Here is an 11,946-nt window from a genome sequence, read left to right as displayed (position 1 = left end):
GGCCGCCGCAAAAATCGACATCCCGCCGCAGACCAGATCAAAGAACTCGGTACGGGCCTCCAAGGAAAAGCTGCCCATCAAACGCTCCATCTTTCAGAGCGTTGCAACGACCATATGAATTTGCCCGCCGAATGGGCACCAAATCTGATAGGGCACCGGCGGGATTAGACGTCGATCGAGTCCATGTGCGGGTACCGCGCTCCGGCGGCCGCACCGGCCGGAACCAGTTCGTCCAGGCGGGTTAGGTCTTCGGTGGAGAGTCCGACGTCGATAGCGCCCAGGTTCTCCCGCAGGCGGTCGCGCTTCTTGGTGCCAGGGATGGGAACGATGTGCTCGCCCTGGGCCAGCAGCCAGGCCAGTGCCAGTTGCCCCGGGGTGCAGCCCTTCGCGTCCGCCAACTTCTTGACCTCCTCCACGAGTTGGAGGTTTCGGTAAAAGTTCTCGCCCTGGAAGCGTGGTGAGTGCCTGCGGAAATCGTCCGCGGCGAAGTCGTCGGGGCTGCGGAACTGGCCGGTCAGGAAACCGCGGCCCAGCGGGCTGTAGGGGACAAAGCCGATGCCCAGTTCCGCGAGGACCGGGAACACCTTGGTTTCCGGCTCGCGTTCCCACAGCGAGTATTCGGTCTGGAGGGCGGTGATGGGGTGCACGGAATGGGCCCGGCGCACCGTGTCGGCGCTGGCCTCGGACAGGCCGAGGTGGCGGACTTTGCCGGCCTGCACCAACTGCGCCATGGCCCCGACGGTTTCCTCAATGGGGACGGTCTTGTCCACCCGGTGCTGGTAGTAGAGGTCGATGTGGTCCACGCCCAGCCGCTGCAGGCTCGCGTCGCAGGCGGCGCGCACGTAATCGGGGGAACCGTTGATGCCCACCCAGGAGCCGTCAGCCCGGCGTTCGTTGCCGAATTTGGTGGCCAGGACGACGTCGTCGCGCCGGCCGGCGATGGCCCGCCCGACAAGCTCTTCGTTCGTGAACGGGCCGTACATGTCGGCGGTGTCGAGCAGGCTACCTCCGGCGTCGAGAAAGGCCTGGATGATGGCGACGGACTCGTTTTCCTCGCCTTGGCCGTAGAACTCGCTCATGCCCATGCAGCCCAAACCAAGGGCCGAGACGGTGAGCGAACCGAGTGTACGCGTTTGCATAGTAATCTCCTCGATCAGGAAAGCAGGGGTTCAGAAAGGCAGGGGTTCAGAGAGGCAGGGGTTCAGAAAGGCAGGGGTTGCCTCAGGCACATCTCCGTGCAGCGTGGCGGCACAGTTGGCCGATGGCCACTCTAGGCCTCCCGGTCCGTGCGCACAACGGCCCCCGGGCGTGCGCCCGGTTCACCCGCGGCGGAGGATGCACCGGAGGCCGCCGCCGGGCAGAGTGCACTCATGACCGAGACTGCACGACGGCGGCCGGAGGCGGGCTGGCTGCGCCAGCTGATGCCGGGGTTCGACGTCGCCGCGGCGTATAAAAAGGAATGGTTCGGCAAGGACATCGTCGCCGGGATCGTCCTGTCGACGCTGCTGGTCCCGCAGGGCATGGCGTACGCGGAACTGGCCGGGCTGCCGCCGATCACCGGCCTCTACACCACCGTCCTCTGCCTGCTCGCCTATGCGGTGTTTGGCCCGTCCCGCATCCTGGTGCTGGGGCCGGACTCCTCGCTGGGGCCGATGATCGCGGCGACGGTCCTGCCGCTGGTGGCGTCCGACGGCGACCCGCAGAAGGCGGTGGTCCTCGCCTCTATGCTGGCGCTCATGGTCGGCGCCATTATGATCCTCGCGTCCGTCGCGAAACTCGGGTTCATCGCGGACCTCATCTCCAAGCCGACCATGATCGGTTACATGAACGGCCTCGCGGTCACCATCCTGATCGGCCAGCTCCCGAAGCTGTTCGGGTTCTCCGTGGACTCCGATACCTTCATCGGGGACATCACCGGCTTCCTGCAGGGCGTGGCCGGGGGCGAGACGGTGGTTGCCGCGGCCGCCGTCGGGATCTCCGGGATTGTGCTGATCCTTGCCCTGCAACGGTGGCTGCCGAAGGTCCCGTCGGTGCTGGTGATGGTGGTGCTCGCCATTGGGGCGACCACACTGTTCGGCCTCGCGGACCGCGGCGTCTCACTGGTGGGGGAGCTTCCGCAGGGTTTCCCGCCGTTCACCATCCCGTACCTGGAATTCTCGGACTTCGCGCTGATGTTCGCCGGCGCCCTCGGCATCGCCCTGGTGTCCCTGACGGACACCATCTCGACGGCGTCGTCGTTCGCCGCGCGCTCCGGCGATGAGATCCGGGGCAACCAGGAGATGATCGGAATCGGGGCGGCGAACCTCGCGGCGGGCCTGTTCCAGGGCTTCCCGGTGAGCACCAGCGGATCCCGGACCGCGGTGGCGGAGCGGTCCGGCTCGAAGTCCCAGCTCACCGGCGTGACCGGTGCCGTGCTGATTCTCCTGATGCTGGTGCTGCTGCCGGGGCTGTTCCGGAACCTGCCGCAGCCTGCCCTGGCGGCCATTGTGATTACCGCGTCGATATCTCTCGCCGACATCCCGGGCACCGTGCGGCTGTGGCGCCAGCGCAAGACCGAGTTCAACCTGTCGGTGGCCGCGTTCCTGGGTGTGACGCTGCTGGGGGTGCTGCCCGGCATCGGTATTGCGGTGGGGCTGTCCATCCTCAACATTTTCCGCCGGGCCTGGTGGCCGTACGAGACGGTGATCGGCCGGGTGCCGGGGGTGGAGGGCTACCACGACGTGCACTTCCATCCGGAGGCGAAGCACCTGCCCGGCCTCGTCATCTACCGGTTTGACGCGCCCCTGTTCTTCGCCAACGTCCGGCCGTTCCGCGAGAACATCCGGCGGCTGGCACGGACCGAACCCAAGCCGCGGTGGATCGTCATTGCCGCCGAGCCCATCACCGACGTCGACACCACCGCCTCGGACGTGCTGCTGGAGCTGGACGTCGAACTGAACGCGCAGGGCACGTCCCTGGTGTTCGCGGAGCTCAAGCACGGGGTCAGGGAGAAGATCGAACGGTACGAACTGACCCGGCAGATTAATCCGCTGCACTTCTACCGCACCGTGGACGCGGCCGTGGCTGCCTACATGGCCGAGACCGGTGTGGAATGGAGCAGCGGGGACTAGCCGGTGGCGGAGCCGGTGCGCACGGCGAGCTTGCGCCGGAGCAGCGTGGCCGTCAGCCAGGTGACGGCGCTGCACACCGCGGCGCCCCAGGCGATGTCGGTCAGCGCCACCACGGCGGGGAACCCGTCCAGGATGGCCAGCGCCGTTAGGGCCCACGTGGCGTAGGTGAAGAACCCGTACAGGGCCGCACCCGTCACCCGCTGACGCAGTGTGGCGTCCGGATCGTTGGGGCGGATGCCGAAGTGAACGATCCCCGCGACAAAGATGAGGTAGAACGCGACGGCGCCGGGGCCGTTGACGCTGGGCGCCATCAGGTGGGGGATCTGGCTTTCGTACTGCCGGTTCGCCACGGTCAGGATCCAGACGACGTCGATGGCGGCAAAGATCACGGCGGCGGCCGCGTAGGACAGCAGCCACCTCTTGATGCGGGGATTCATGCGGGACTCCTCGTGTCGGTGGGGCGGGGTTCGGTGTAGAGGCTGTCGACGATGTGCTGCGCGCGCTCGGTCAGGGCGGCGCGCTTGAGCTTCATGGTGGGGGTCACGATCCCGTTGGCCTCGGTGAGGTCCGCGAGCAGCAGCACCCAGCGGCGCACCTGCTCGGACTGCGCGATCTTGGCATTCGCGGCGCTGACGGCCTTGCCGATGGCCGTGAGGAGCCGTTGGTCTTCAATCCGGACGGCGCCGCCGTCGTCCGGGATCCGCAGGCCTGCCAGGTCCGCGATGCCCTCGCGCTCCGCCCAGGCGGTGACGGATTCCGGGTCCAGCAGAACCAGGCCGCCGAGGAACGGTTTGCCCTCGCCCACCATGACGGCGTGCGCCACGAGGGGATCTCCCTCGACGTAGCCCTCCCAGATGGCCGGGGAGACGGTCTTTCCGCCCGCGGTGACAATGACGTCCTTGATCCGGCCCTTGAGGGTGAGTCGTCCCAGTTCGTCGAATTCGCCGAGATCCCCGGTGCGGAAGTACCCGTCCACGAAGGCGTCCGCGTTGTCGGCGGGCCTGCGGTAGCCGGCAAACACGCCGACGCCGCGGGCCATCACCTCGCCCTGCTCCGAGAGCCGGACGGTGGTGCCGGGCATCGGGATGCCCACCGAGCCGGCCCGGATGGAGCCGGGCATGTTCCCGGTCAGCGGGGCGGTGGTTTCGGTGAGCCCGTACCCTTCGATGACCGGAAGGCCGAGCCCGCGGAAGAAGAGCGACAGCTCGGCGTCGAGCGCGGCGGCACCGGACAATAGGTAGTCCAGCCGTCCGCCCATGAGCTTCCGGAGCCGGGCGTAGAAGAGGTGGTCGAACAGGGCGCGCCGCAGCCGGAGTCCCGGTGCGGGCCTGGCCGACGGGTCGGCGTCGCGGGCTTCGGCCAGCCGGCCCCATTCGACGGCGGTGCGATGCGCAGCCGCCCACACCCGTCCGAGATGTTTTTGCGCGGCAGCCGCCGCGGCGGACGCCTGGATTTTCTGCAGCACGCGGGGGACCACCACCAGGAAGGTGGGCTTGAGGACGCCGAGCGCGGGCACCACGTCCTTGGGGTCGGCCAGGTGCGCAATGCGCATGCCGTTGGCCAGGCAGGTCAGCTGCAGCCCCCGGGCCAGCACGTGCGCCATGGGCAGGAAGATGATGGTGTTGCCGGCCTCGCGGACCACCTCGGTGTAGGCGGCGGCCACGTTAAGCACCTGGCCGACGAAGTTGCCGTGCGTGATCAGGGCGCCCTTGGGGGCGGCGGTGGTGCCGGAGGTGTAGACGATGGTGGCCACCGAGTCGAGGCCGGCCAGCAGGCGCCGCTCTTCGACCGCATCGTCGGTGATGTTGGCGCCGCGGGCTTTGAGGTCGGCCAGGTCCGCTCCTGGACGGGCGTCCATGGTCCAGACCCCCAGGCTCGGGATCCCGGCGTGCGCAAACCCCTGTTCCAGCAGGAGGGCATGTCCAGCGGTGCCGGCGACGGCCAGGCGGACATCGGCGTCGTTGAGGATCGCTGTGACCTGCGGGGCCGCCGATGTTTCGTAAATCGGGACGACGACGGCGCCCGCGAACCAAGCTGCCATGTCCGCCAGCGCCCACTCGTAGCGGGTGGGGGACATGATGGCGAGGGATTCTCCCGGGCCGATGCCGGCCGCGATGAACCCCTTGGCCAGGGCGCGCACCTCGTCGGCGAACTGCCGGGTGGTGACCTGGCGCCAGGGGCTGGTGACGGGGGCGTCCGCGGCACGCACCTCGAAGGCGATGTGGTCGGGGGAGGAGCGCACCCGCTGCATCAGCAGCTCGGTGGCGTTCCGGTGGCCGGCCGGTTCAACCAGCAGGGGGGTGGTGAACTCTCTCATGGGGCGTCCTTTGTCGAAAGTGCGTTCAGGTGGTCCTGCATGAGGTGCCGGGCAACCTCGAGGAAGTCCGCGATGACCGTCTTGTGATCGTCGGGCAGGGACGTGATGTGGTTGTCGGCGGCGGTCATCAGGGGCCGCATCACGGCCGCAATCTCGCTGGTTGCGGCGGGTGTGACGCTCACCTGGACGCGGCGCCGGTCCTCGGTGCCCCGGTGGCGTTCGAGGTAGCCGCGGGATTCCAGCCGGCTAACAATCGCGGTGGTGGTGGCCGGGGTGGCGCCCAGGTCCTCGGCGAGCTGGCCCACGGTCACCGGACCGGACTGCGACAGCGCCGACAGGGCGCGGAAGTCAGTGAGGTTCAACCCCATGCCGCGGGCAATTTCCCGCTCGGTTTCGTTGGCGAGGCCGAACAGCCCCTGCAGGGCCAGTGTGGCCGGATGGTACTGCGGCACAGTCATAGCCATTACTCCGGTCCCGATTTCCGCTAGTCTTCCATCTTATTAGATACTCTATTATTCAATCCTATTTGATTATCTACTAGGATGGCTACAACTGCTGATACCCGGGGTGCCTCCCGGGCCGTGCCAGCCGCGGCCAGTTCCGCGGACGAAAGGAACTTCCTGATGAAGGATTCGTACCGTAAGTCGCTCTTCGTTCTGCCCGTGGTGGTGCTGCTGGGAGCCCTGCTGGCCCTGGCAGGGTCCCAGGGCGGCGCCACACTGGGCGGGGTTCCGGTCTTCGCACTGGCGGTGGCGGCCGCGTTCATCATCCAGTGGCTGGTGTTCATCCCCTCCTTCAAGGCCCAGACCGAGAAGTTCTACGACCTGACCGGCTCCCTGACCTACATCACCATCACGCTGCTGTTGCTCCTGCTCACGCCGGGTATCGACGCGCGGGCGCTGCTGCTCGGCGCCATGGTCCTCGTGTGGGCCGTGCGGCTGGGAAGCTTCCTGTTCCGGCGGATCAGCAAGGCCGGCAAGGACGACCGCTTCGATGAGATCAAGCCCGACTTTGTCCGTTTCCTCAACGTGTGGACCATCCAGGGCCTCTGGGTGACCTTCACCGCGGCCGCTGCCTGGGTCGCCATGACCTCAGACACCCGCGTGGCGCTGGACGGCTTCGCGCTGGTGGGCTTCCTGGTGTGGGCCGCCGGTTTCGCCTTCGAGGTGGTGGCCGACCTGCAGAAGTCCCGCTTCAACGCGGACCCGGCCAACAAGGGCACCTTCATTTCCACCGGGCTGTGGGCCAAGTCGCGCCACCCCAACTACTTCGGCGAGATCCTGGTGTGGGTCGGCGTCGCCCTCGTGGCCATCCCGGCGCTCAACGGATGGCAGTGGGTTGCCCTCATCTCCCCGGTGTTCGTCATCCTGCTGCTCACTAAGGTCAGCGGCGTGCCTCTCCTGGAGAAGAAGTCGGACAAGAAGTGGGGCGGCCAGGCCGACTACGAGGCGTACAAGAAGAACACCCCGGTCCTGGTCCCCAAGTTCTGACGCCACCCCCAAAGCAACGCGGGGTCACTTAGGGTCCATTCCGGCGGCTGGGATGGACCGTAAGTGACCCCGCGTTGTTTTTTCTACTGACGGGTAGCGGTGAGTTGGTCCCGGAAGCACCCCGGTTAGGCCTGTCACAGTGGGTCACGACACACAGAGTTAACAGTGTCCACTCGCGCAAAGACGTTCACTCTTGGCAAAATGCAGGTGGATCAATTGCTTCTAGAGGAGACCCATGGGCACCAACACTGCGGAAAACACCACCCTTCGACTGAAAGCCGTGCTGGACGTGCTGGCCGAGGGGTTGTGGACGGATCAGAAGCTGAACGCCGGAGCAGTGCTGGGCGAGGCCATCGCCCGCGTTCCGCTCAACGAGTCGGAGCGCGAGCTGCTGAGCGGCGGCATTCCCCGCGGACACAAGGCGCTGACCACCGCCACCGCGAAGCTGGTCAAGGCCGGCTGGCTGGTCAAGGGCCGCTCGGGCTGGACCATTACGGAGGAGGGCCAGCGCGCCACCGTGGCCTTCGCTGACCCTGCCGCCTTTGCCGCAGCGCTCGACGCCGGAACTCCAGTTCCCGCCGACACCCCGCTGCCCGCGGCACCCGCCAACAAGCCGGCCACCCAGGCCGCGCCGAAGGCAGCAGCAAAGACCGCCACGAAGGCCGCGCCGAAGTCCGCCTCGAAGGCAACTGCAGTCGCCGAGAAGGTTGCCGGCAAGGCCGCCAAGCTGGTGGAAGAAGCCGTAGCCCCTGTCGCCAAGGCGGTCCGCAAGCGCAAGGCAGCTGACACAACGGAGGCCCAGGGCGCGGCCGCGGACACGGCGACAGCAGCCGGCGCGACGGCACCCGCGGCTCCCGCGGTCAGCGTCGAGACCATCGACCAGCCCGACGCCGTCGCCGTGGCGGGTGACTTCAACATCCTGCTGGGCGCCCCGGCCAACTGGGCTCCGCAGTACGACGAGTCCCAGATGGAACTCGACCAGGTGGACCAGCTGTGGAAGCTTGCGGCGGACCTTCCGGCCGGTTTCTACAGCTTCAAGATCGCGCTCAACCGCTCCTGGGACGAGAACTTCGGCGCGTTCGGTGCGTTCGACGGCGCCAACCACGAGGTGCACCACTCCGGCGGAGTGCTGGTCATCCACTACGACCACCGCACCCGCGACATCGTCCTGCCGTAGCGGACGCTCTTTCCCGCTGACGACGCGTTTTCCCACCGACGCGCCTTCCCACCGACGCGCCTGCCCGCCGACGCGTATTCCCGCTGGCGACGCGTTATCCCGCTGACGACGCGCAAAAGACCCCTCGCACCCTTATTCGGGTGTCGAGGGGTTTTTGGCGTAGCGCGGGCGGTTTCGCGTGTCGTCAGATCACGTGCCCGCTGGAATCCGCCGTCGCTAGAACCGCGTTGGATCCGGCCGCGGCGGGACCGGGCCGGGGTCCGGAATCGGCAGCGGGCCGGGCGCGGGGAACGGGCCCGGGGTCGGTGCGGGGCCGGGTTCTGGAATCGGTGCCGGCGGCGGGACCGGCCCGGGCTCCGGCGGGAACGGATCCGCGGGCTGCGGCTCGGGCGTGGTGGGCCCGGGTTCCGGCGGAAACGGCTCAGGTTCGTGTGGCGGTGGAATGGTCATGCCGGGCTCCCTCACTCGTTGCGGATGGTGCGTGTGGTCCAGATCAGCGGCCCGCCGTCAGCGCCCGGCGCGGAAGACCTTCAGCTCCCACGGCCGGAGGTGCAGCCGCGGCACCGAAGGTTCGGCGGGGTAGTTGCCCAGGATCAGCACCGCGCTGCCCCAGGCCACCGGAACGTCGGCGCCGTCGAGCGCCACTTCCTGGTCCTGGCCGGAGAAGTTGCCCAGCACCAGCAGCTGGGTGTCCGGCAGCGAGCGGACGAACGCGTAGACGTGCTCGTCCCGCGGCAGGAGCATGGTGAAGTCCCCGTGCGACACCACCGGCTCGCTGTGCCGCAGCGCGATGACCTGCCGGTAGAAGCTGTAGACGGAGTCGGGGTCGTCCACCTGCGCGGCGGCGTTGATGTGGTTGGCGTTTGGGTTGACCGCAATCCACGGCGATCCCGTGGTGAAGCCGGCGTGCCGCGAGGCGTCCCACTGGACCGGCGTGCGGGCGTTGTCGCGGTTCAGCGGCGCCAGGGCGGCGAGGACCTCGGCGTCGGTGTGGCCCAGGTGGGTGGTGGCTTCGCGGTGGTGGTTGAGGACCTCAATGTCGCGGTAGTCGCTGATGGCGCCGAATGTCATGTTGGTCATGCCCAGTTCCTCGCCCTGGTAGACGTAGGGCGTGCCCCGGTGCAGGTGCAGGATGCCGGCGAGCATCTTGGCGGACAGCTCGCGGTATTGGCCGTCGTTGCCGAAGCGCGACACCGCACGGGCCTGGTCGTGGTTGCCCCAGTAGAGGCTGTTCCATCCGCGCTCCGCTAGGCCGGTCTGCCAGCGGCCCAGGGAATGCTTGAGGTCTGTGAGCTTGAGTTTCTTCGGCCGCCACTTGTTGCCGTCCTCCTGGTCCAGCGCGACGTGCTCGAACTGGAACACCATGTCCACCTCGGCCCGCTCCGGGTCGGTGAACAGGACGGCCTGGTCCACGGTGACGCCGGGCATTTCGCCGACGGTCAGCAGCGGGCCGGGCCGGTCGGCGAACACCTCGCGGTGCATCTCCTGCAGGAATTCGTGGATCCGCGGCCCGCCGATGAAGAACGGGCTGCCGTCGCCGTACAGCATTCCGGCGGCGATGGGGCCGTCCGGCAGGGCGGTGTCCTTGGAGATGAAGTTGATGACGTCCATCCGGAACCCGTCCACGCCCCGGTCCAGCCACCAGTTCATCATCTCGTAGACGGCGGCCCGGACCTCCGGGTTTTCCCAGTTCAGGTCCGGCTGCTTCCGGGAGAAGATGTGGAGGTAGTACTCGCCGGTGGCCTGGTCGAACTCCCAGGCCGGGCCGGAGAACACGGACCCCCAGTTGTTGGGTGCCGCGCCCTGAACGCCGCCGCCGTCGCCGGCAACTTCGCGCGGCGGCCGCCACCAGTACCAGTCCCGCTTGGGGTTGTCCTTGGAGGACCGTGATTCGACGAACCAGGGGTGCTCATCCGAGGTGTGGTTGACCACCAGGTCCATGACCAGCTTCATGCCGCGGGCGTGGAGCCCGTCCGTCAGTTCCTGCAGGTCCTCGAGGGTGCCGAACAGCGGGTCCACGTCGCGGTAATCGCTGATGTCGTAGCCGTTGTCGTCCTGCGGGGATGTGTAGATCGGGGACAGCCAGACGACGTCGACGCCCAGCCGCTGCAGGTAGTCGAGCTTGCTGATGATGCCGCGCAGGTCCCCGATGCCGTCGCCGCTGGAATCGGCGAAGCTCCGCGGATAGATCTGGTAGACGACGGCGCTCTTGAACCAGTCGCGGGCAGGAGCCTCCACGGATTCTTCAGTGGGCTGTTCTACCGTCATCGGGTCTCCTCAGCTGGTCCGGCAGGCTCCGGCGGCCAGCACCGGCGCTGACTCACCAACGTCTGATTATTGACCAGTTCCTGAAGGCTGGGAAGACCTAGTTCTGCGCGGCGATGCTCTTGTCCCGGTCCTCGAACACTTCCTCGCCGGGGCCGGTGAAGGCCTTGGACCGCTGGATCGCTTCGATGGAACCGGTGAACAGCTGGGAGTCGTGCGGGTCGGCGGGGTGCCGGCCGGTCTCATCCGCCGCGGAGACCTTGCGGGGCCGCGCGGCGGTCGTGCCGGCGGGCGTGTCAGCTGCGCCGGCAGTCGCGGGCGTGCCGGCGCTTGCCGTCCCGGTACCGGGGATAGCGGCACCGAACGGTTCGAGCCGCACGTGGGGAAGCGCCGTCGGGTGTTCCTGCTGCAGGAAGAGCACCAGCTCCTCGCGGATCAGGCAGCGCAGGTCGAAGAGGGTGGCGCTGTCCGCGGCGCTGACCAGGATGCGGACCCGGACAAAGCCGGCGGTGGCGTCGGTGATCTGCAGGATGCCTACCCGCTCGTCCCACAGGTCGGTGCCGGCCAGGACGCGCTTGAGCTCCGCGCGCATGTCCTCGACCGGGGCGCGCCAGTCCAGGTCGAACTCCACGGTGCCCATCACCTCGGACTGCCGCCGGGTCCAGTTCTCGAACGGGGTGGTGGTGAAGTACGTGGATGGCAGGATGAGGCGGCGGTCGTCCCAGATGTGGACCACCACGTAGGTCAGGGTGATCTCCTCGATGCGGCCCCATTCCTTCTGGACCACCACTACGTCGTCCACCCGGATCGCGTCCGTGAAGGCCAGTTGGATGCCGGCGAAGACGTTGACCAGGGAGGTCTGGGCGGCCAGGCCGGCCACGATCGAGATGACACCGGCGGAGGCCAGCAGCCCCGCGCCGAGGGCCTGGATGGCGGGGAAGGTCAGCATGGCGATGCCCAGAGCCACGATGGCGATCAGGGCCACGCCGATCCGCCGGGCCAGGATCACCTGGGTGCGGAGCCGGCGGGCGCGGCGGTTGTCCGCCACGTCCACCCGGTAGCGGGTGAGCACCATGGTCTCGATGATGAGCAGGACGGCGATGGCCAGCCAGGCCAGTGAGCCGATCAGTGCGATCTGCAGCGCGTGGTCCACGTTGCGGCGCCATTCGGCGTCCTCGGTGGTCATGCCCAGCGCAATCCGGACGCCGATCAGGCAGAGCGCCAGGCGCAGCGGCATCCGCGCCACCCGGGACGTCTCCCGGAGGGCTTCCTGCTTGCGGTTGAGCCGGAGCACCACGCGCCGCACCAGCCAGGAGGCGAGCAGGCCTGCGGCGATGGCGAGCGCGACCGCGAGGATGGGGACCAGAAAGGGCATGGCGGGATCGAGGGCGTCTTGCATTAGTTAAGCTCTAGCAAGCTTCAGCGGCCATTTGAAATCAGCAGGGGTCAACGTGGGAAGCATCACGGCCGGCTCCGGTGAGGCCGCCCCGGCCCGGCCCGCCCGCACACGTAGGGCCCAAAGCCCCTAGTTTCCCCGCCGAAAGCCCCGAGAATGGTCGAATCACGGACTATTCCCAGGGGGAGGGT

Annotated in this window: 9 protein-coding genes; 3 read left to right on the top strand and 6 right to left on the bottom strand. The window is 67.9% G+C overall.

What is annotated here, in order from left to right:
- Positions 1-164: 164 nt before the first annotated feature.
- On the bottom strand, positions 165-1,139 hold the full coding sequence (locus tag AR539_RS18550; protein WP_066440317.1) for an aldo/keto reductase: 975 nt from the start codon (positions 1,137-1,139) through the stop codon (positions 165-167).
- Positions 1,140-1,370: 231 nt separating this feature from the next.
- On the opposite strand from AR539_RS18550, the gene AR539_RS18545 reads away from it, so the two are divergent.
- Positions 1,371-3,110: a SulP family inorganic anion transporter gene (locus AR539_RS18545; RefSeq protein ID WP_066440316.1), complete on the top strand. Its 1,740-nt coding sequence runs from the start codon at positions 1,371-1,373 to the stop codon at positions 3,108-3,110.
- Here the strand turns inward: AR539_RS18545 and AR539_RS18540 are convergent.
- Genes AR539_RS18540 through AR539_RS18530 form a run of 3 tightly spaced genes read right to left on the bottom strand, consistent with a single transcriptional unit; the run spans position 3,107 to position 5,891 of the window.
- Entirely contained in the window at positions 3,107-3,547 is a 441-nt protein-coding gene (locus AR539_RS18540; RefSeq protein WP_066440315.1) for a DUF2177 family protein, read from the bottom strand. The two genes, AR539_RS18545 and AR539_RS18540, sit on opposite strands and share 4 nt — an antisense overlap.
- On the bottom strand, positions 3,544-5,427 hold the full coding sequence (locus AR539_RS18535) for an AMP-dependent synthetase/ligase (protein ID WP_066440314.1): 1,884 nt from the start codon (positions 5,425-5,427) through the stop codon (positions 3,544-3,546). The genes AR539_RS18540 and AR539_RS18535 overlap by 4 nt, the downstream gene beginning before the upstream one ends.
- Positions 5,424-5,891, bottom strand: a complete 468-nt coding sequence (locus tag AR539_RS18530) for a MarR family winged helix-turn-helix transcriptional regulator (RefSeq protein WP_231728678.1) — start codon at positions 5,889-5,891, stop codon at positions 5,424-5,426. Before AR539_RS18530 ends, AR539_RS18535 begins: the two co-directional genes overlap by 4 nt.
- 159 nt (positions 5,892-6,050) lie before the next feature.
- Here AR539_RS18530 and AR539_RS18525 point away from each other — a divergent pair, with 159 nt between their 5' ends.
- Complete coding sequence (locus AR539_RS18525) at positions 6,051-6,917, top strand: DUF1295 domain-containing protein (protein ID WP_066440311.1); 867 nt, start codon at positions 6,051-6,053, stop codon at positions 6,915-6,917.
- A 235-nt stretch (positions 6,918-7,152) separates the two neighbouring features.
- On the top strand, positions 7,153-8,094 hold the full coding sequence (locus AR539_RS18520; RefSeq protein ID WP_066440309.1) for a pullulanase X25 domain-containing protein: 942 nt from the start codon (positions 7,153-7,155) through the stop codon (positions 8,092-8,094).
- Positions 8,095-8,601: 507 nt separating this feature from the next.
- Here AR539_RS18520 and AR539_RS18515 read toward each other — a convergent pair.
- Together AR539_RS18515 and AR539_RS18510 are read right to left on the bottom strand one after the other, a co-directional pair.
- Complete coding sequence (locus AR539_RS18515) at positions 8,602-10,362, bottom strand: glycoside hydrolase family 13 protein (protein WP_066440307.1); 1,761 nt, start codon at positions 10,360-10,362, stop codon at positions 8,602-8,604.
- Positions 10,363-10,459: 97 nt separating this feature from the next.
- On the bottom strand, positions 10,460-11,758 hold the full coding sequence (locus AR539_RS18510; RefSeq protein WP_082699488.1) for a mechanosensitive ion channel family protein: 1,299 nt from the start codon (positions 11,756-11,758) through the stop codon (positions 10,460-10,462).
- Positions 11,759-11,946: the final 188 nt, after the last annotated feature.

It is taken from the genome of Arthrobacter sp. EPSL27 (assembly GCF_001512305.1).
Classification (GTDB): Bacteria; Actinomycetota; Actinomycetes; order Actinomycetales; family Micrococcaceae; genus Arthrobacter.
This window is presented reverse-complemented; position numbering and strand designations above follow the sequence as displayed.